The sequence below is a fragment of the Blastopirellula sp. SH421 genome, from assembly GCF_057808535.1.
In genome coordinates this window covers 2,620,022-2,640,685 of record NZ_CM173712.1, presented here as the reverse complement: position 1 = coordinate 2,640,685, position 20,664 = coordinate 2,620,022, and the positions used below count along the sequence as shown (strand labels likewise).

At 54.7% G+C, this 20,664-nt stretch carries 22 protein-coding genes; 5 read left to right on the top strand and 17 right to left on the bottom strand.

Annotated features, from left to right (window positions below):
* Positions 1-5: 5 nt before the first annotated feature.
* Genes SH421x_RS11050 through SH421x_RS11035 form a run of 4 tightly spaced genes read left to right on the top strand, consistent with a single transcriptional unit; the run spans position 6 to position 4,795 of the window.
* Complete coding sequence (locus SH421x_RS11050; RefSeq protein WP_488855624.1) at positions 6-1,223, top strand: hybrid sensor histidine kinase/response regulator; 1,218 nt, start codon at positions 6-8, stop codon at positions 1,221-1,223.
* Complete coding sequence (locus SH421x_RS11045) at positions 1,220-2,416, top strand: HD domain-containing phosphohydrolase (protein WP_488855623.1); 1,197 nt, start codon at positions 1,220-1,222, stop codon at positions 2,414-2,416. The genes SH421x_RS11050 and SH421x_RS11045 overlap by 4 nt, the downstream gene beginning before the upstream one ends.
* Entirely contained in the window at positions 2,409-3,620 is a 1,212-nt protein-coding gene (locus tag SH421x_RS11040) for an HDOD domain-containing protein (protein ID WP_488855621.1), read from the top strand. Before SH421x_RS11045 ends, SH421x_RS11040 begins: the two co-directional genes overlap by 8 nt.
* Positions 3,617-4,795 (top strand): HD domain-containing phosphohydrolase, encoded by a 1,179-nt coding sequence (locus SH421x_RS11035; protein WP_488855620.1) that lies wholly within the window; start codon positions 3,617-3,619, stop codon positions 4,793-4,795. Before SH421x_RS11040 ends, SH421x_RS11035 begins: the two co-directional genes overlap by 4 nt.
* A 51-nt stretch (positions 4,796-4,846) precedes the next feature.
* On the opposite strand, the gene SH421x_RS11030 is transcribed toward SH421x_RS11035, so the two are convergent.
* Positions 4,847-6,280: a thioredoxin fold domain-containing protein gene (locus tag SH421x_RS11030; RefSeq protein WP_488855619.1), complete on the bottom strand. Its 1,434-nt coding sequence runs from the start codon at positions 6,278-6,280 to the stop codon at positions 4,847-4,849.
* A gap of 927 nt (positions 6,281-7,207) precedes the next feature.
* Between SH421x_RS11030 and rho the strand changes: the two genes are divergently transcribed.
* Positions 7,208-8,548, top strand: a complete 1,341-nt coding sequence (gene rho, locus SH421x_RS11025; protein ID WP_488855618.1) for a transcription termination factor Rho — start codon at positions 7,208-7,210, stop codon at positions 8,546-8,548.
* Positions 8,549-8,567: 19 nt separating this feature from the next.
* Here the strand turns inward: rho and SH421x_RS11020 are convergent, their stop codons facing one another.
* The 16 genes from SH421x_RS11020 to SH421x_RS10945 form a co-directional block, all read right to left on the bottom strand.
* Positions 8,568-9,320 (bottom strand): prolipoprotein diacylglyceryl transferase, encoded by a 753-nt coding sequence (locus tag SH421x_RS11020; RefSeq protein WP_488855617.1) that lies wholly within the window; start codon positions 9,318-9,320, stop codon positions 8,568-8,570.
* Between the two features lie 299 nt (positions 9,321-9,619).
* Complete coding sequence (locus tag SH421x_RS11015; RefSeq protein ID WP_488855616.1) at positions 9,620-11,140, bottom strand: radical SAM protein; 1,521 nt, start codon at positions 11,138-11,140, stop codon at positions 9,620-9,622.
* Complete coding sequence (locus tag SH421x_RS11010) at positions 11,133-11,630, bottom strand: hypothetical protein (protein WP_488855615.1); 498 nt, start codon at positions 11,628-11,630, stop codon at positions 11,133-11,135. Before SH421x_RS11010 ends, SH421x_RS11015 begins: the two co-directional genes overlap by 8 nt.
* A gap of 13 nt (positions 11,631-11,643) precedes the next feature.
* Positions 11,644-12,132: a hypothetical protein gene (locus SH421x_RS11005; RefSeq protein ID WP_488855614.1), complete on the bottom strand. Its 489-nt coding sequence runs from the start codon at positions 12,130-12,132 to the stop codon at positions 11,644-11,646.
* A complete protein-coding gene (locus tag SH421x_RS11000; RefSeq protein WP_488855613.1) occupies positions 12,123-12,629 on the bottom strand; it encodes a hypothetical protein in 507 nt (168 codons plus the stop codon). The genes SH421x_RS11005 and SH421x_RS11000 overlap by 10 nt, the downstream gene beginning before the upstream one ends.
* Entirely contained in the window at positions 12,620-13,078 is a 459-nt protein-coding gene (locus SH421x_RS10995) for a hypothetical protein (protein WP_488855612.1), read from the bottom strand. Before SH421x_RS10995 ends, SH421x_RS11000 begins: the two co-directional genes overlap by 10 nt.
* Positions 13,075-13,698 (bottom strand): hypothetical protein, encoded by a 624-nt coding sequence (locus SH421x_RS10990; protein ID WP_488855611.1) that lies wholly within the window; start codon positions 13,696-13,698, stop codon positions 13,075-13,077. Before SH421x_RS10990 ends, SH421x_RS10995 begins: the two co-directional genes overlap by 4 nt.
* Positions 13,685-14,236, bottom strand: coding sequence for a hypothetical protein (locus tag SH421x_RS10985; RefSeq protein WP_488855610.1), 552 nt, complete (start codon positions 14,234-14,236; stop codon positions 13,685-13,687). The genes SH421x_RS10990 and SH421x_RS10985 overlap by 14 nt, the downstream gene beginning before the upstream one ends.
* A complete protein-coding gene (locus SH421x_RS10980; protein WP_488855609.1) occupies positions 14,229-14,789 on the bottom strand; it encodes a hypothetical protein in 561 nt (186 codons plus the stop codon). Before SH421x_RS10980 ends, SH421x_RS10985 begins: the two co-directional genes overlap by 8 nt.
* A complete protein-coding gene (locus SH421x_RS10975; protein ID WP_488855608.1) occupies positions 14,782-15,345 on the bottom strand; it encodes a hypothetical protein in 564 nt (187 codons plus the stop codon). Before SH421x_RS10975 ends, SH421x_RS10980 begins: the two co-directional genes overlap by 8 nt.
* A gap of 2 nt (positions 15,346-15,347) precedes the next feature.
* Positions 15,348-15,887: a hypothetical protein gene (locus tag SH421x_RS10970; RefSeq protein WP_488855607.1), complete on the bottom strand. Its 540-nt coding sequence runs from the start codon at positions 15,885-15,887 to the stop codon at positions 15,348-15,350.
* Between the two features lie 528 nt (positions 15,888-16,415).
* Entirely contained in the window at positions 16,416-16,625 is a 210-nt protein-coding gene (locus tag SH421x_RS10965) for a hypothetical protein (RefSeq protein ID WP_488855605.1), read from the bottom strand.
* Positions 16,626-16,860: 235 nt separating this feature from the next.
* On the bottom strand, positions 16,861-17,292 hold the full coding sequence (locus SH421x_RS10960; RefSeq protein ID WP_488855604.1) for a carboxypeptidase-like regulatory domain-containing protein: 432 nt from the start codon (positions 17,290-17,292) through the stop codon (positions 16,861-16,863).
* 79 nt (positions 17,293-17,371) lie between these two features.
* Entirely contained in the window at positions 17,372-18,367 is a 996-nt protein-coding gene (locus SH421x_RS10955) for a DUF1559 family PulG-like putative transporter (protein WP_488855603.1), read from the bottom strand.
* A 63-nt stretch (positions 18,368-18,430) separates the two neighbouring features.
* Complete coding sequence (locus SH421x_RS10950; RefSeq protein ID WP_488855602.1) at positions 18,431-19,879, bottom strand: FecR domain-containing protein; 1,449 nt, start codon at positions 19,877-19,879, stop codon at positions 18,431-18,433.
* Complete coding sequence (locus tag SH421x_RS10945) at positions 19,876-20,424, bottom strand: sigma-70 family RNA polymerase sigma factor (RefSeq protein WP_488855600.1); 549 nt, start codon at positions 20,422-20,424, stop codon at positions 19,876-19,878. The genes SH421x_RS10950 and SH421x_RS10945 overlap by 4 nt, the downstream gene beginning before the upstream one ends.
* Positions 20,425-20,664 lie beyond the last annotated feature (240 nt).

Sequence of the window (20,664 nt, the reverse complement as noted above, 5' to 3'; positions counted from 1 at the left end):
CTCCGATGCAAGTTTTGATTGCGGATGACAGTAAGCTTGTGCGCACAATGCTGCAAAACACGCTGGAAGACGCGGGTTACGACGTGATTGCCTGCGAGGATGGAACTCAGGCTTGGGACGCGATCTCTCGTGGAGAATCTCGACTTGCCGTCCTCGACTGGATGATGCCGGGCCTCAGCGGGCTCGATATTTGTCAACGTCTGCACGAGAAAAAAACAACAAACTGGGTCTATGCCATTCTCCTGACTGCTATGGATCGGCCAGAAGATATCGTCCGAGCGTTTCAGGCCGGCGCTAGTGATCACGTCTGCAAACCATTTCGCGAAGCGGAACTGCTGGCTCGCTTGGCGGTCGGTGCTCGCATGATCAATCTGCAAATGGAGCTCGCCCAAGCGCAAAAGCTAGAGTCCGTGGGACAACTTGCGGCCGGCATCGCCCACGAGATCAATACGCCTACACAGTATGTCGGCGACAACACCAGATTCCTCAAAGACGCCTTCAAGGACATCAATGCAGTCTTGGAACAATTCGACCAACTCTTCGATGCAGTCAAGCAAAGTAATGTCAGTCCCGAGCAGTTGAAGAAAGTCGAAGCGGCGCTTCAACAAGCGGACCTCGGATATCTCCGCGAAGAAATCCCTTTGGCGATTGATCAATCATTAAAAGGAGTTGAACAAGTTGCGAAAATTGTTCGAGCGATGAAGGACTTTTCGCATCCCGGCGGAGAAGAAAAAACATGCGTCAATCTCAAAGACACCATTGAAACCACGATTTCTGTTGCGCGCAACGAGTGGAAATACGTGGCCGAGATGACGACCCAATTTTCCCCCGATCTGCAGCAAGTTTTTTGCTTGCCAGGCGAGCTAAACCAAGTCCTACTGAATCTGATCGTGAATGCAGCTCATGCGATCGGCGAGAAGATCGGCGATCAACCGACGATCCTTGGTAAGATTTCAGTGGAGACGCGGCGCGAACAGGACTGGGCGGTAATCTCGGTTCAAGACAATGGCAACGGAATCCCTGAGCACTCGCGACGCAAGATCTTTGATCCCTTTTTTACCACGAAACCGCTGGGAAAAGGGACCGGACAGGGACTGGCGATTTCTTACGCCGTCGTGGTTGAAAAACATGGCGGAACGATAGATTTCGTTTCTGAAGTAGGCGTTGGCACTACCTTCTTTATTCGCTTACCAATCAACCCGACTTGCAATGAAAAACGATGAAAAAACGCATCCTCTTTATCGACGACGAAATCAACGTGCTTGATAGCTATCGGCGCTGGTCACGCAGCTATCAAAACGAATGGGACATTAACTTTTTTGATTGCCCTGCTGCCGCATGGGACCATATTCAGCGTGAATCTTGCGATGCGATAGTTACGGACCTCTACATGCCGAGAATGACCGGTCTCAATCTTCTGAGTCGGATCAAACAGTACAGCGCTACGTGTGACATTCCTGTGATCTTAGTCACGGGTTGCGAAAATGAACGTCTCAAGCGTTTGGCGCTCGATCAAGAAGCGGCCGATGTGCTGAAAAAGCCGGTCGACTTGCATGATTTACGGGCGAGAATCTGCAACTCGCTACGTCAAAAACAGGCGTACGAAAGTATTAAGTTTGAAAATGATGTCCTCGAACTTCTCGTGCAAGCACGAACAGCGGAACTCGCCGCTTCGCGTCTCGACATTGTCTGGCGTCTCGGGAAAGCGGCGGAGTTTCGCGACGAAGAAACTGGTGAGCATGTGATTCGCGTCGGCTGTTACAGTCGCGCAATCGCCATGGCCCTGAAGATGGAAAAGAAGTTTGTCGATACCCTGTTCCTGGCTGCGCCGTTGCACGATCTCGGAAAAATTGGAATTCCGGATTCCATTCTGTTAAATCCGAGAAAACTAAACGCGGAAGAAAGATTGCGAATGCAGCAACATTGCGAAATTGGAGCCGCGATCCTAGCGAACAACTCAAAGTACTTCGATTTCGCGCGTGAATATGGCGTTTCGAGTATCCCAGATCTAGACGCATCTTCCGCTAATCCGCTCCTGGAAATGGCCTCCGATATCGCCCGCTTTCATCATGAAAAATGGGATGGAAGCGGCTATCCATCCGGCCTGTCGGGAGATCAAATTCCCATCTCCGCGCGGATAACGGCGGTCGCGGACGTGTATGACGCGCTTCGCAGCGCAAGACCCTATAAGCAGCCGTTTAGCCTTGAGAAGTCACTGGAAATTATGGAGAGCGAATCAGGTCGGCACTTCGATCCCGCCATTATTGACGCATTTTTCAGCTCACTAGACACCATCCTTGCCATCGAAGAGAAGTTTTCCCGTAGGCCCCACCAAGCCGATTGCCCCAGCGACGACTTAACTCTAGCGTCCACGCTAGGAATGCCGGCTCCGTCGGCAGGAGAAATCCATGCCTAGAATTTTGTTCGTTGACGACCAGGCCAATGTGTTGTCTGCGTTGCGCCGAATGTTGCATGGATTCCGCCAGGAATGGGACATGGAATTTGCGACGAGTGGACACGAAGCGCTTTATCTGTTGGGGGAAAGAAAGTTCGACATCGTGGTTACCGACATGCGCATGCCGTTTATCGATGGAGCCGAACTTCTCAATCGCGTTCGAGATCGCTGGCCTTCGGTCGCAAGAATCGTGCTCTCTGGCCAGTCGGAACTAGAGCGAATATTTCGAGCGATTGGCCCCACTCATATCTATCTTTCCAAGCCATGCGACGCCGCGCGGATCACCGCGACGGTTTCACAATCTTGCGCCTTGCGAGATCGCTTGCCGAATGATGAACTGAAACAAATGGTCTCTAAAATTGACGCTGCTCCTTGCCGATCCGCTTTGCTAAAGCAACTGATCGCTGAACTAGATTCGCCCCATGCAGACATCAATCGAATCGGAAAGATTATCGCTGCGGACATTGGAATGACGGCCAAGATATTGCAATTGGTCAGTTCCTCATTTTTTGGACAGCCCCAGCGAGTCAGCTCGGCATCGCAAGCCGCGTCTATGATTGGGCTCGATATTTTGCGTGAGTTGGTGCTATCCGTCGGCATTTTTCGTCCAATCCTATTAGAAACCATAGGGGACTTCTCGCTTGAAAAGCTGACGCAACATTCGCTTGCGGTCGCCGATTGCGCACGGCAAATCGCCGAGCTTGAGTCGAACGACCCTCAAGTAATCAACGACGCATGGCTGGCTGGAATGTTGCATGACGTGGGCAAGCTGATCTTGGTTGGCTGCTTTCCTGAAGAATACCGAAAAGCCGTGATGCTCGCCAAAGCGAAACAGGTGACCTTGTGGCAAGCCGAAATGGAGACGTTTGGCGCCACTCATGCCGAAGTGGGGAGCTACCTTCTCTGTTTATGGGGCCTGCCGCAACCGATTACCGAAGCGGTGGCCTACTATCGCATGCCGAGCCAATGTCCGCGTGATGACTTTCGTCCCCTGACTGCCGTTCACGGCGCCAATTTATTGCACCGCGAGCAAACCGCTTCGCTCAACTACACCGTTCCGATCGTTTACGCGTCAGAATGCATGAGTGATCCAAATTTCGCGGCAAGTTTTCATCGCTGGTGCGATGCGATTCAATTCCCTACTCATTTGGGAGCGTCGATATGACCAAGCAAATCCTCCTGGTTGATGACGAACCCAACATTCTCAACGGCTACAAACGTCATCTTCGCAAAAACTTTGACGTCGTGTTGGCTGAAGGAGGTCCCAATGCGATCGAATCGATGAAAAACGCTGGGCCTTTCGCTGTGGTTGTTTCGGACATGCAGATGCCCGATGTGAATGGCATGCAGGTGCTGGCGCATGTGGCCAATGAATATCCTGATACCGTTCGCATTATGTTGACAGGAAACGCGGATCAAAAAACGGCCGTCGACGCCGTGAACGAAGGACGCATCTTCCGTTTTCTCAACAAGCCTTGTTTGCCAGAGACATTATCCCAGGCTCTGGATGCCGGACTGCGACAATATCAATTGATCCGAGCAGAGCACGACCTGTTGACCAAAACGCTTGGCGGCAGCGTTAGTCTGATGACCGAAGTTCTCTCACTGGTAAACCCAACGGCATTTGGTCGCGCTGCCCGCGTCCGATCTTTGACCCGCCAAATATGCGTCAAACTCGCTGTCCCCAATGCGTGGGAAGTGGAGATCGCAGCGATGCTTTCGCAAATCGGCTGTGTCTCTATCCCTTCTGCGACGCTAGAAAAGTTATACAGCTCACAAAAATTGACGTCTGAAGAGCAAGCGATGATCAGCGGGCATCCACAGATCGGCGCTGGGCTGGTCCGTAAGATTCCTCGCTTACAGGGAGCAGCCGATATCATCTTAATGCAAAACTGTTGCTTCGATGAAAAGCATACGAGCGGCGTTCCATCCCACGAGATCCCCTTGGGAGCGAGGATTCTTAAAGCAGTGATCGACTACGACAGCCTGCTTTTGGTCTCACCTGCCGACGAGGCCATTTCGATCATCTCGCGGGTTCAGACCGATTGGTACGACCCGCAGGTGCTTCAAGCATTGATAGAAATTGTGGGCGTGGGCTACGTCATCAAATCACTGAAAGTGAACGAACTGGCCTTCGGAATGATCTTCGATGAGCCCGTGGTGACGCTCGAGGGAAGCATCTTGGTCGCCAAAGGACAGGAAGTGAATGAAACGCTCATACGGCGTTTACAAAACTTCGTGAGATCGCCTCAAGGGGTGCAACAACCGATACGAGTTCGCGAACGCACATTACCAACAAACAGTGAAAGCCTCTCCAACCAATTGGCTGCCGTTGTCTAACCAAACAACGGCTCTACTCTGCTTGAGCTCGGCAGCCCAATCACCCATTGGTTAACGCACTTGCTGCGAGTTTCGCAGCATCGCTTGCTGGACTTGAGCGGCGTATCGCTGCGGCGAGTTCCAGAACGTCCTTAAGCTCTCTTCGCTTGAGAAGAGATAAAGCATGCCGTTATAGGTCACTCCAAAAGAACGATTTCCCTCGACCAGACGTCCCTGCTCTAAGTAAGCGACGGGATCGTTGCCGGACAAGACCGGGCTAAAGCGATCAGGCGACGCCAGAAACTGCCGTTGCTGTTCGTCCGAAGCAAACAGATAGACGCGTCCCTGGTGGACGGCGCCCCAACGTGCATCTCCCTTTTGCCATTCCACGCGTTCCGCCAACGTGACCGGGCAATAGCCGTCCAGGGCAAACTGCGGCTGCTGGGGAGCTGGTTGCGCTTGCGAAGCATTCGCCTGATTCGGCTGCGGCATCATCGCCGACTGCGGATTAGCTTGCGGAGCGGATTGACTCTGGCGCATCACAGGCGATTGCTGCGATGCAAAGCGATCTTGCGCCGGCAGAGCTGGTTGAGTCGGCGGTTGATTGCCTTGCGGGGGCGCCGCGCCATACGAAGCTCCACTTGGCTGTGCAGCAAAGCGAGACTGGGCAGGCGCCGAGTTGGCCGCGTATCCGCTCTGATCAGCGGCGGCGAAACTGCTCGGCTGCTGCGGCATGGGTGATTGCGGCAAAGCGGATTGCGACGGCTGCATATTAGTCGGTGCAGCGGCTGTTGCATTGCTTGGCTGACTGTAAGGAGTCGAGAAGCGAGACTGCGGCGCGGTTGCTGCCGGAGCTGCCGTATTCTCTTGAGCGTACGAACCAACCGGAGGCTGGGCTGCAAACCGAGATTGCGGAGCGGCGGCCGTTTCCGTTGGGGTAGGCCCAGCAGCGCCAAATCGCGAGTAGCTGGCGCTGGGAGCAGCAGATTCCCCTGGGTACGATACCGGTTGCGAATCAGGACCGCCGGTCGCAGCAAGTTGCCCCATCCCGGCTGTCTTTGTGGCAACGCCTTGCAACACGGCCAAGTATTGGTCTTTCTCTTTTTCTTGCTTGCTGACCATGCGATAGACCATCTGACCACTGGGCAAAATGATCACATCTTGAGGCCAACGATCAACGCCATATTGACTGGCGAGCGCCGTCTCTTCGGCAGCGTTTACTTTGACGGGTACAAAGTTTTGCGATACCTGGGCGGCGAAGTCTGGATCGCGAAACAAGGTCGCGTCCAACATTCGACAGGGAGGACAATTGGGCGCCCAAAAATGGATCATTACCAATTGATTCTTCTGCGCAGCAAGCTGCTTGGCGGCATCCAAGTTGGCGGCCCAAGGCATTGCTTCCTGGGCGCTCGCAACCGAGCCGATCAACAGCAGAAGAATAACGGTATAAATAGAGCAATGCGCTCTCATTTCGGCGCCTTTCGCTAGCAAGCGTGGTCCAGCCATACTCAACAATCCCTTCTGGTATCGGACATCGACTTTAACGACCGCAGGAAAAAGTTCGATTTTTCCTGTAATTCCCAATTTGCGAGCTGCGGGTTTTGTCCCAAGTGCTTGCAATGCCAAGAAATTGAACAATTTTGCGCTTTCGCCCAAATGGAGCGGCGATGATAGCTTGACATGCCCGATAGAATGTGGATAAGATGCCGAAGGTTTAAGAACGCCAATTCGGCAAAACCCTCACGCCCAATCGTCTAAGATGTCTGCGGGCGAAGTTCGGCGACGCAGTCGCGAGTCTTCAAGCTTAACAGTTGATTTCTCATTGCGCGTATGCGTCCGACGAACCATAGACGCTCTTGAGGTTCGGTTTAGCAACCGTCGTCTCGCTATTACAGCAGCGACTGACGCCAAGCCAGCTTCAAGAAACCTTCCCCCGGCGGCGTTATCGCCAAACAGGGCGGAAGTTTTGATTGGGCGGAAAGGACCTCGGTCTCTGGCTTTATGAACGAGCCAGACTGGACCGTGTGAGTTATCCATCACCGGAAACGGTACGATTATTCGGTGCAGTTAACCTAACTGCCTGAGACGGTCTTTACCGTATGCCATGTGCATCACTACCGACGAGACCAGCGACGATGGCGGACAACATATCCGCAGCGACGTTTGAGCTCTGATGCAATTCGATTCTCCCTGAGAGTGACGCCTAGTTCATCCCTGAACTTCGCATCCTCTCAAACCTAGTTTCAGGAATGCCGCCGAGTCGGCTGGCTCTGTTACTTTCGGTTTCCTACGATCTTCGTTGATTCAAACCAAACGGAAGCGGCGTAAACGATAACGGAATGCCAATCGTTTGCTTCGCATAACTTAGGCGGCGCTGTTCAGCGCTCCACTCTCTACTATCTCGAAGTGCTTCGCGCAACTTAGGTGATTTCGATGGCGAAAAAGAGGCAGGCCCGCTCTCGCTCAGGCGGCGGGCGGCGTCGAGGAGGCCAAAACGACGGCCAACAACAACAAGGCGGCGGCGGTGGCGGCGGACGCTCACGCGGACGCAACCAAGGCGGCGGCGCCAACCACCGTCGCGCTACAGCCCCTAGTTCCAATGTTCCTCGGAACAATCTGGAGCAAGAAGAATTTGAACCAGGCGAGCCGATTCCGTTGGAACCCGGTTATGGCTTGCTCGAAATGCATCCCAACGGCTACGGCTTCCTCCGCAGCCCCGAAAACAATTACGCTCGGGAGCGTACCGATCCATTCGTCCCTGGCACGATGATCGAAAAGTACCAACTGCGCGAAGGTCTGATGCTTCGCGGCATGGTGCAACGTTTTCGCCGCGGCCAAGGCCCGCGACTACGTGAGTTATCTGACGTCGACGGCATGCTGCCCGAGAAATACGCCGTTACTTCACCCTTCGACAAGCTGACGCCGATCAATCCCCGAGAGCACCTAAAGCTCGAACTGGACGGGGGTCCGCTCACTAACCGCATTGTCGACCTGCTGACTCCGCTTGGCAAAGGACAACGCGCCCTGGTCGTCGCTCCGCCGCGAACCGGCAAGACGATGCTGATCCAAAATCTCAGCAAAGGGATCGCGGCAAACTATCCCGGCGTCAAATTGATCGTACTTCTGATCGACGAACGGCCGGAAGAAGTCACCGACATGCAGCGCAACATCAACGGCGAAGTGATTGCAAGCAGCCTGGATCGTGATGTCGAAAGTCACGTCCGTCTGTCGCAGCTGGTCATTGAGCGTTGCAAGCGTCTGTCAGAAATGGGACACGACGTCTTTCTGTTGCTCGACTCGATCACGCGACTAGCGCGTGCGTTTAACAAATGGGTCGGCGACAGCGGCGGCACCATGTCTGGCGGCGTGAATATCAAAGCGCTCGACATTCCCAAAAAGCTGTTCGCCACCGCCCGCGCCTTTGAAGAAGGGGGCTCGCTCACGATCGTCGGCACCGCGCTGATCGATACAGGCAGCCGCATGGACGAGCTCATCTTCCAAGAGTTCAAAGGGACCGGCAACATGGAGCTGGTGCTCGATCGCAAACTGGCCGACCGTCGCGTCTGGCCCGCGATTGATATCTCGCAGTCTGGTACGCGCCGCGAAGAACTGCTGCTCGACGAAGGGACCCTCGGGGCCGTGATCGCGCTGCGTCGCACGCTGACCTCGATGCATCATATCGAAGCGATGGAGCAGCTAACGCGTCAGCTTGGCAAATACAAAACCAACCTAGAATTTGTCAGTCTGATCGCCGGCACGCAAAGCCGCTCTTAACGGCGACTCGCAAGTTGATTTAATCTGCAGCCGCGTCCGCTGGACGCGGCTCTTTTTGTGCGCTCTCTGAATTCAGGATCGCTTGATCACGTCGCCAGAGCCAAACAAAGATAATCGCCAATCCGATCGCTCCCCACTGATATCCTGTCAAACCGACAAACAGCCGTGGTTCGGGGCGAATTAGTTCGGTCAAAAATCGATACCCGAGATAGGTCAAAATATAAAGCTTCATCAGCTGCCCGCGAAACCAACCTTTGCTCCCTAGCCACAGCAGCACGCAGCCCATCGTCAGGTGAAACAGGCTCTCATAGATCTGCGTTGGATGTCGCAGCGCCAGCGGATCATCAATGGCCGTTGGAAATGCGACGCCCCACAGCAAGCTGGTCGGCGTGCCGAAACAACAGCCGCCAAAAAAACATCCCCAGCGGCCGATCGCGATCGAGAACGCCACCGGCGCGGCGAAGGAGTCGCCGGTCTTGAGCCGGATGTTCATCACCCACTTGGCGATCTCCACCCCTAAATAACCGCCCGCTAATCCGCAGACAATTGTCTTGCCGTGCGCAAACCAAGCGCCGCCGCTCCACAGTCCCTCAAGATCGTATAGCACAAACGGCAATTTGGCGCCGATCATCGCGCCGCAAAAGCCCCCTAGTCCCAGCCCAAACTTTTCCTCCGTCGTCAGCGGCAATTTCTGCTGCGAGCGCCGCACTAGCAAACTGCACAGCACGATCGCCGTCGCCATGATCACGATATAGGTCGGGTTGATCATCATCAGGCGAAGACTCTCTGGCAAAAAAGTTGGGAAGCTGTATTCTCTGGCGATTCACGAATAATTGAACACGGATACCACGGAAAGAGCACGGATTTACACGGTAAGAAAGAAAATCCGTAGGGGTACTCTCCCCGTTTCAAATTGCCTTTAATGATGAATCGATCCGGATTTTCCTTTGCCTGCAGACTCATTCTCTTACCGTGTTTATCCGTGCTCTTCCCGTGGTATCCGCGTTCTATTTCTGTTGAACTCACAATAATGCCTGACTTCAAAACGGACGGAGCAGGCTCGTGTCCCAATTAACTCTTCACAGCAACACGATCCAGCGGCGGTAGCGGCACGTGTCCATCGCGATACAGCACGTTATAGGCGCAAAACGGAATCAAATGTCCGCTGGGCAACACATGGTGGATGCAGCACTTCATCACGCGACGAACGTCAAAGTTATAGGCGTCCAAAAACGAAGTCACCATCACGCGAAACACATCCCCTGCGCCCAACTCTTGCCGCATCGCTTTCGTAAAAAAGTCGACCGCAGCGGCGCCGATCTCGGGATCGGTAAACATCTCCGGCGACAGCGCCAACTCCTTCGGCTGACATTCGACCGGATCAAGGATCGCAAATGGATCGTCGCTCGCCGCCGGAGTCGCAGGCCCGCAGCTTCCGCTGCTACAGCAACCTTGCCGCGCTAGATACCGTTCCAGCAGATCACGCACCGCCGGTCGTGTGAAGGAAATTCCGCTCGCCAGCAAATCAATGTGCTGCGTCGCGTCGATAAATCGCATCAGCGGGATCAGCTTCCCTTGATACCGATAGGCGTAGCTCATCTGATGACAGTTGGGATGGGCGCACGGTAGCGGCATGAAATCGCTTTGGCGGAAGCGGCCCGCCGTCTGCTCGTCAATCCCTCGAATCACATCCGGAAAGGTGATCCGCCGCTCCAAGACTTCCGGCAGTACATGCCGCCCGCTATAAGTCGCAGGCTGCAAACTGAGCCCCGTGATCCACGGCTTATCCACGCAAAAGTCGACCAGTGCGCCCAGCTGATCCTGATTGACGTCGGTTTGCAAGGTTGCAACCAGATTGACGTGCAGACCTGCTTCGCCGCAGCGCTCGACCGCTTGGCGTTTGGTTTCGACCAGCGATTCACCCCGTAGCAGCAGCGAAGCTTCGTCACTGAACCCGTCAAATTGCAGATAGATTTCGATCCGATCTCGGTGCTGGGCCAATCGCTCGACTAACTGCGGATCGCGAGCCAAACGAATTCCGTTGGTGTTGATCATCACGTAATCAATCGGCTGCGACAGCGCATAGGCCAAGATCGTTTCAAACTCGGGATGGATCGTCGGCTCGCCGCCCGACAGCTGCAGCACCTCGGGTCGACCTTCAACTTCAACCAGTCGATCGATCGCCGCCTGACACTGGGCCACGCTCAAATGTTTGCCGCCGGGTCCGCTGCCGGCGTAACACATCGGACACTCCAGATTACAGCTCGACGTGATCTCGAGCAGGCCGATGCAGCTATGCTGCTCATGCTCGGTGCACAGCCCGCAGTCCAACGGACACCCTTTCTCAGGCGTCACCCCAAACGCATGCGGCACCTTGCCCGGCACGCTGTATTGCAGCTGATCGTACTGCGAGACGTCCGAACAAACAAAGTCATCGCGCTCACCATGTTGCGGACAACGTTTGCGAAAGTAGACGCGATTCCCCTTGGTGATAATCTTGGCCGGCACAACCGCCAAACACTGGGGGCAAAGACTTTGGGTCACCCCTAGGACGATATAGTCGCGTCGCGTTAATTCGTGTGATTTAAGCATGGGTGGGATGCATTTCAAAAGAAGTACAGACGGTGAATAAGAAAATGAGTCCGCACACGGCGATCAATAGGAAGGTCGCTACAATCGCCATCAACACCAAACCCAGAGAGGCCATAAGGCTACCGCCCACGTGCGTCTCATGAGCGGATCGAGTCCATTTATCTCGAATCGTGATTGCGATCACCAACATCGGCAAGCTGACAAACACGAGGTAGGGGAGAAGAAAGTCCGAATTGAGACGCTCGATACCGAGTCCCATAAGAACCAGCACCGGCATCAATAAAAACAGCGGCAAACTTGTGAGCCACTTCGCTCGGGGACGCGCAAAATCAGGCGACTTCTTCCGCGTACCAGCCGATCGTAGCGCCCCCTGGCAAATCCAACACTTCGTTGCATACTCGGGATTTTCGGCGCCGCACTCCAAACAATCGACCAACATAATTCCATACGATTTTGCTGCTCGTGGTAGTCGCTCTGTGGGTTCATTCATCAATGAAATCTCGTTACCTGAACATCTGCAGACAAAGAGTAAAACACAAAATCCCCACCGAGATCCCCAGCAATCCCGCGACGCTCACAATTACCAGCAGAACGGTTAATCCGCTGGTCGCCGTTGGCTTATCCTTCGCCGCCATAATCTGACGAAGTGAGATCCCGACAGCTAAACAAGGCAGGCAGACCAGGATGCCGTAAAAGATCAAGAGCACCGGATTAATAATCGCGAATCCAGCGCCGACTATCAGCAGCGCAAAAAAGGTCAACAGCAGCAGCACATTGCCTGTCTTAGTATGGATGCCGGCGACGAACCGAGGAGGATCATTCGGAAGCGTTTGCACCAGTTCGGACTCATCCACAAGCGAACGCTGACAGATCCAGCATTTCGCTGCAAACGCGTTATTGTCAGCGCCGCACTCAGGGCAATTCACCAGCGGGATCGCCTGCGGATTTCGCTGGCGATCTCGAGATTCGCCGGTTGGTTTGTTCAATGCCATTTCGGTGCTTCCCCCATGGTCAGACACAGCACCACAAAAGCAACGATAATCGCCAAGAACGCCAGAACCACAACCAGAAAAAGCACCATGGCTGTATAGATCACTCCCCACACCAACTGGATCGTGGACTTATTCTTGTTATGTGGTGTGAAAGCCGATATCGAGCACGCCGCCACAATAATTGTCAGCCCTATCAAAATCAAAAAAAACGGCAACGCGCGAACTTCGAGCCCAACCGCCCCTAGCGTGACGATCACCTGCGCCACCAGGGCGAGAACCCAATAGAGGGTTCGATGGGACTTGCCGACAAAGGTTGGCGATTTGATTGGCGCCGTACTATTCAGCAGATCCTTATCGCTCAGCTTCCGCTGACAATTCCAACAGCTTGCATCCTGCCGGGGACTTACAGCGCCGCAATTTGGACAACGCCGCAAGCAGTTCTCCTGCGATTTCGTTTCTTCTGGTCTTTGTTCTGCAGGATCTTTCATCAATGCCATGTTTGAGGTCCCATGGCTACTGCACACAACGCGAACAGCGCAATAAATATTGAAATCGCGCCTAGCGCACACGCGATGATCATGCCCAAAGTAGAAAGCAAGCTCTTGGCAGTGATCGGATCGGTCTGTGCTTTTTCAGGATTGCGCTGTCGCGATATCCAATAAATGCAGGGGGGAATGGCAATGACCCCAAACCGTACTAACAACAGCGGATCGATCAGCGCTATTCCGATCGCTAAGACAACGATCCCCAGCACCGCTAGGATCAGGATTGGCTTCCCTTCTGGCTGAAAGAGCTTATCGATATAGGACGAGGGTTTGTGCAGATCCATCGCCGGCAACTCAACATTACTCTCCAGCGGCTTACGACAGACCCAGCAGGCCACAGCCGATGCGTTATTATCAGCGCCGCAGTCAGGGCATCTTGTTTGAGAAATCTCGTGCGTCAAGTTGCGTCTCCTCGGTCCAGTCGCTCCGCATACGCGACGGCCAAATCTTTAGCGCGACGTACGATCTGACCGACGACGATCCCGGCGCCTCCCAGACTGACCAGCGTGATCCCCTGACTGATCACCGGCACGGAATGCTCGGCGTCGAACCACTTCTTATCAACCGCGCCGACGCTCGCCATAAATCCAACCATGCAGGCCAACGCAGCAAACCAGACCAGCGGCAGATCAAACCGCAGTCCCGCGAGAATGATAATGAAAAAGTAAAACGTATCGAGCTGCGTCGCTGTGGGACCGCCTGACGCGGCGATCAACGCGGTCAGAAAGGCGATATCGACCGCGGTGCTCACGTAGCTCAGCGCCGGCGGAAACCACTTACGCAGTAAGACAACCCACACGGCAAGCGACAGAAATAACCAGCCGCAAGCGAGCAAGGTCGCCTGCTTGTGGAAATCGGCGTTGGCTGCCCGGCCGGCGTCATCCAGCAAGCCAAAGTGATGCCATAACTGCAGGCCGTAGCAAACGACAATCGCCGCCATCCGCAGCGCGACAACACGCATCTCGGCGACGTACGACTGCCAACGGCGAACGATAAACCAATCACGATCAGGTGCGTTCACTCGATTTGCTTCCTTGGTCAGATAAGGGGGGCGAATTCTGCTGATGAAACTGCTGCCGTAGTTTATCGACCTTAGCAGGCCCCTGGAAATACAAAGTCGTTAAACCCACAGCAAGGCTCACGGCTCCGTCGGCCCAAATCGCTTCAAAGGGACTGAAGACCGTGTGCAGAACGGGCAAATACCAGTAAATCACTGCCGACGGGTAACCCACCGCAAAAAAAGTCAACACGCCGCAGCAGGTCGCAACGACGACCCAAAAGCTAGACCTCACCAAAATCCAACTCGCGGCGCCCCAATTCAATCTCCAGCCGGCCTGCTGCTTGCGAGCAAGTTCGCACCATGCCCGCACCACCACACAACTTGCCAAGCCAGTTCCCACAATACCAGCAACGTCGCCGAGTCGAAACAAACTCAAGCTTGCCGCAATCAGGGCAAAAACGCCAAGCAGAAACTCATTCTCGGCACGGGGATCGGCCGGCGCAATGCAGATGGTATCTGTGGGGGACTGATACGGGTTTTCGTCGCGCCCCTCATTCATGGTTTTCGATTTCCTCTGCCGGCGGAGTCGCCTGCTTTCTCGCTGGATTCGCCGCTTTTAAGTTTTCCAAGGACTCCGGTCTCGAAAACCATGTGATCATGCCCAAAACGGCTAATCCGATGACGCCTGCGATCGAAACAATCACCCTCATTTGGCCCGCGAACTCTCGGGCCATTTCCTCGGGCACTAACCAAAATGGCGTTTTCGTGACGACCGCCAGACTAAGACAACTCATGAAAAAAGCGATAAAACTGGCGACAAAAGCGGCTGATAGCAGAAAGAACGAAGCGGCGATGGCGTGGAACTGAGTTCCAGGCCGGATCGGCCAACCTGCCTGAAATTTGCGATGCAGGACGACTGCCGATCGGCAGCTAACCGCCAACGCACCCATCACCAACATAGCGCCGAAATAAGCATCCACGTACATCCGCGACAACGCGATCGCGACCAATACCAAAGACCCTCCCCACCAAACGCGCCACTTGCGCCACGGCGCCGCGACTTCCGCAGCTGGCGGCGATTGAAACGGGTTTTCATGATCAGAGTCACTCATCGTGTTCTGTTCTCGCCGGTCGCGATTTGAGTTCGCCGATCGCTTCGTTTTTCTTCCGTAAGCCTTCTAGCGTAGGAGGTCCCAGCAGCCATACCAACGCGCCAAAGGTGATGACCATCACGACGTAAGCAGTTCCCCAAACAAGTTGCCACCGAAGTTGGCCATCCGCCATCTCCGCTTCTGTTCCATGCACGGCCAGCGGCACATTGATCACGATCGCCATGCCGGTGCAACTGAGACAAAAAGCGATGAAGCTGCCGATCCCAGCCATCAGCACAATCAGCAGCGATTTGCCGAGCGAAGCAAACTGCGTGAGCGCGGTAATCGTCCAGTCTGCCTGGTGCTTGCGATACAGGTCGAGGATCGAGCGAAGACAGATCCCCAAGGCGGCGAAAAACAACAGCCCGCCTGACCAGCGATCACTAATCAGCACCGGCAGCACCAGCGCAAGCAGCAAGGCCGAAGTTCCCCACCACACGCGCCACCGGCGCCAAGGCGCAGCGATCGCCGATTCGTGGGGGGATTCAAACGGGTTCTCCGTATCTTCCACAGTCATGCCTACGATTTCCTGTCGGCCGCGTCGCGTTGAGTCGACTGCGGGTGACGCTCCCTGTGGCTTTTCAATTGATCGACCCTCCGCGGCCCCAACAGATAGAAGAGCCCCATGACAGCGCCCATACCTATCAGTACGCTGACGCCAAGCAGAACCAACGCGCCGTCGTAGCCAATTTTCAAGGTATCGGCGGCCGCAACACCAGCAAAACAGACCGTTCCCCCTGCGATGCCGCCTGATAACAGGGTGACGCTGGTCAGGAACAGCGAAGTAGCAAAGGACTTCAATTGCACGCTCGCGTCGAGAACCCAACCGGCGGACTGTTTGCGTCCCAAATCAAAGATCGTGCGAAACAAACCAGGAACGCCGACCAACGGAATCAGGAATGTGAAAAGGACCAGCGAATCTGAGAACGCACAGGCCACCGCCAGCACCGCCAGCAGACCAGTCACCGTCCACAGCGCCCACCAAGGACGCTGGTCAATGCCTACCACGGGCGTAATCGGCGACTCAAACGGATTCGCTTCTTCTGGATCGAGGTCCATGGACTTGGCTCGCAGGTTTTGAACTTGCTCAGTTCGGGGAAGCGAAGGATGGAACGTGGTCAAGCAACGGATGATGAACGGTTAAACAGTATTAGGAACGAAGTCAAAAACCTTCACACTAGCCCGCAGCGCCAGCGAGGGAATACGCTTGGTGATGCTAACCCGGCATGAAGTAATGGCCGTATTCCCTCGCTGGCGCTGCGGGCTAGTGTCCAAGTGGTTCGAAATAGTTGCTTGCGCGTCAAGCAGTCATTTTGAAATTGTCTTGGTTAGTAAACAGATTTGACGGTGATGGGAAATTGCAAATCTCCCCTCTAACCGTGTAATTCCGTGATTTAGCCGCGGCATCCTTGTTCCATTCTTGCTTCGTCCTCCAATAGCGCAATTTCACAACTCGTAGGCAACAGCGGAAAGGGCCAAGCTCAGGCGACGATTCTATCCGCAGCAACACCCACTACGCGAGGAATGCTCGCTTGCGGGACAGAAAAAAATTCCCGACGAGAAAAAAAGAGCAGGTCGGGGAGGAGACTAATTGTCGACCGGCGTGATCTCGGTCGCCCAGTTCCACTCAATGCTGTAATCTTCGTCGTCCATGTGCAGGACGCAAATTAGCCGGCGGAATTGGTGGTCTAAACGCAAGAATGTTGCTTCCAACTCGTATTGGGATTGGCCGACGTCCACAAAAAAGCGGTAGCGCTTTCCCTCAATCAGTTGATCAGGATGTTCAATCGTCGTCATAGCGTCCGGTTGCAAATCATCAAAAAACCTCCAGCACGAGATCCGGAAGGGCAACTCCGCTGCGCAGATTACCTATCCAGCCGCTATTTTATATTCAAATTGCACGATGGCAAACCTTGCCGGCAAATTCCTCGACTGCACGTCGGCGTTCGCAGTTCACCGGTCGAGCGCAAAAAAAAGCGGGGCAGCCGCAACTGTCCCGCTTTCAATAAGGCTTGATTCGCCAAGTTCTCAATTATTTGGCGACTTCGATCTCGAAATCAATTGGATTGTCGCCGGAAGTCACTTCGACAATTTGCGTCGTCTCCGAGTTATACTCTTTCGGCAGTTTCTCTTTCATCCCGGGATCGACGACGCGCCCATTATCATCTCGTAGTGCGCCCCGCTCGGTGACCAGCCGCACCTGGTGCTTACCCAAGAGGGCGCCATCGGCGTTTCCTTTATACCGCAGGACGTATCGGCCGTCAGCGTCGGTCATCGCGGTCGAGCTTCGGCCGCCGGCCACCGGTTCAAACATCACCTGACAACCCTCAAGGGGCTCTCCGTTCAACTTGACCTGACCATAAACTTCTCCGACCGGCGGCATATCTCCGTTGCCGCAACCGACTAGGGCGGCGAATAGCATTGTCAGAGCCAACCAATTGCTGGCGTGCGTGATTTGATTCATTTTATTCTCCTGGTGGATTCTATCCTTGTCGAATGCAGCGCAAGCAAAAGGATCTTACGCCGCAGATCGATCCGTGAAATTAGAATTGCCCAACCGGCTGACCGTCGTAGCGATTCATCAATCGCTCATAGGTCGAATCGGTGCCGCCGCCCAGGTTATCGTCGATGTTCTCACTCACAAAATGAACCGAACCGTCACCCAACAAAAACTGCGCTCCGCCGGGATGCATGCTAGAAAAACCTTGGCGACCATCGTTGTCGTTGCATCCTGATCCGCAAGTTTCGATCGTATTCAGGTGCGGCTTGCCACCCCCGACAACCGTGATAAAACCATTCGCGTAATCTGCGTTGTTTTCAATATCTGAGTTCCCGTTGTGACCAAAGACCACGGCGGCGCCGATTTCGACCCCGTTTTGCATCCACGCGCGCTCACCCACCATCGCCGTGTTGCTGGTGCCATCCAAAATGTCACGCATCGCAACTACCCAACGCTTGTTTCCTTGCACGTTGGTGCCTGGCACAAAGATGCCGTTGTGGGTGGTGGCTCGATCAATATCGCCGGCGCTGTTGACGCCGATGTAGTTGGCGGTCGCCAACTCTTTGCGGTTGCCGGCCGTTCCTGATCCGTCGTTGATCTTGTAGTGCGAATTCAGTGCTGGCGCGGTATCCGAAGGGCAGCGCCACGAGGTCAACGGAGTCTGCAGAACTTGCAGTTTGGCCGTATTGGTCACCGCTTCGTGCAAACGATTGGGGCGACTGGGCGCCAAGATATCGTAGGCGGCTCCTTGCTCAATTTGCGGCAGGATCAACGTTCCCCAACTCCAACTGGCATGCCGGGCTTCGTCGCCGCCGTTCACTTCGTGATCGTAGCTGATCGCCGGAAACGCGCCGTAAGTGTCGTGATAGTTGTGCAGCGCTAGACCAAGTTGCTTCATGTGGTTGGTGCACTGCATCCGCCGAGCCGCTTCGCGGGCTTGCTGCACCGCCGGCAACAGCAGCGCGATTAATACGCCGATGATTGCGATCACCACCAGCAGTTCCACCAGCGTGAAACCATGTTTTCGAGATTGAAACATTCAACAAACTTTCTAAACGAATGAAGAGAAAGATGAAAAGGATTGCTGACCCACGAAATGCTGTTACAGGGGACGCGCCACGATACTCGGCACGACCCAGCCTCTGCTCTTGCTTCCGATAGGACCTATCTTCAGTTCGCCCCCTTGCGGGAGATTGGTCTTCCAAACTCGCATGACCTCGTCAATCGAATTGCCTGGCCCGGTCGCTTGCTTTTTTTTGTAATTCAACCCGGTCCGCACGCAGTGGTGATCTCCTTCATCCAGCCCAACCTGCATGCCGGTCTTGGCGAAGTTGCGTCGCAGCCAGATCGGGGGCGTAATCCGCTCATCCACAAGCAGATAAACGACCGCAGGCTGGCCAAAGGTAACGGTCATCTCTAGATCGTCACGCTCATTGATTTGCTCGTCAAACTTCCAATCGTTGACCAGTCGCACATAGTCCAAGCCGATCAGCTCGGCCGGCAATCCGCTGGCATCGACGCCGTTCCATTGATGCCGTCGATCGACGTAAGCCAGCGCCTCTTCGCGAAAGCCGCCGCGAATAATCTGGCATGTGCCAAACGAGACCCGGCTGTTGTTCTGCACGTTACTGATCAGCGTAGAACCCATAGCCTCGCCCGGCTCTTCAAATCGCGACGGATCGATGATCGACAAGTGATCTAATCGCCCCAGTTCGCTGACCGTAAATCCATCGCCCAGCACTAGCGAGCGCTGGGTCTTGCCCGAAGCCAGATCGACGCTTCCTTCAAACACGGTAACGCTGGTGACGCCTGTCGCGTCTACGATCACGCCAAACTCGGTTCCCAAATCGACGATCTCGGCATTTTCGGTCAGCACCGTAAAGCCTTTGGCCGAAGGTGGCGCGTGGACAATCAGCTTGCCGGCAAGCAAGCGCCAAGTCAGATGATCTTCAATTCGAAATCGTACCGGCCCCGCCAGCTTGATCGTCGCTCCTACCGAGGTAGTCGCTTCATACTTGCCGCTGGGCAACTCGATCAGTTGAGCGGCGAATAGTTCACGTTCCACAAAGGGCGCTTCCGCTCCCACACCCGCTTCGACTAGGCGTATCACAGCGGTCGGCGGCACCGGACCGCTGGCCGCGATCGGACGATGATCGAGCGTCGTCGGAACATGCAGGTACCCAATCACTATTGCGCAGGTAATCAGTACGACAGCGACGCCGCAGATCAACGTAGTCAGCGCTTCGGTACTTACGCGGATCAGCGACTGCCGCTCAGGGCGCGGCGACTCGATCCGCTTCACTGGCTCTTGTTCAATCTGTCCGAAAACGCCGTGGTCGTCCTCTTCGCCCAGTTGCAACAAGCTGATCAGTCGCGCGTTAGCCATCGACTGAGCGGCGAAACATGCTCGAACATCCTCGCGATCCACGATCAACTTGCTCAGCCGTAGCCACTGGTCAGGCGTCGCCTGATCGCTGATACAAGCATCGATCAAGTCGCAGATCTCGACATCGGCCACCATCTCGCCGTAGGGCGCTTTCCCAGGACTCATGATTGATCTCCTGCAGGCGAAAGCTGGCGATCAATACAACGATGCAGCAGTTCTCGAATTTTGCGAACTCGTTTGTAAACCGCGTTCGGCGTCATTCCAAAGCTTGCGGCCGCCTGATCAATCGATGCGTTCTTTTGGTACAAAGCTCGCAGCAGCGCTCGGTTGGCCACTTGCAACTTGTTGACGCAATGCTCCAGTGCTGACAACCGTTCATCGATCGCATCACTGTGCTGAATGATCGCGCCGTCCAGCGCTTCCATCGCGGCGTCGCTTAACATTTGTTGGCGACGTCCTTTTTCGGACAGGTATCGCTTCGCTTCGATCCGAGCAACGCCAAACGCCCACGGCAGAAATCCGCGGGCCGCGTCAAACGTCTCCCATTTTCGCCACAGACAGAGACTGGTCCGCTGAAACACCTCTTCGGCGTCGCTCCAGTTGGTCACCAGAGAACTGACGTACCCCCGCAACCGTTCTTGATGAACGATGTACTGTTCGGCAAAGCTGGAATGCTTGCCGGCGTCGTTACCGTCGAGCGATGGAAGCATAAGAATAAGCCGGGACAATAAATTCGGTGCAGCGCGAGGATTGTCAACGTTTCTGAGAAGCACTCGCACGCTAAGCCATAATTTTGGCCTGAATTTTCTTTACTTTTTGACGATTCCCCCTATTTCGCGGATATCCACCCCCAAAAACATTCGTTTGAGGCCCCTCGAACCCCACAAAGGACCTGCGTGTCTGGGAGAAACCGACGCTCTTCGCCAAAAACAAGGCTCCGTTGTCGTATC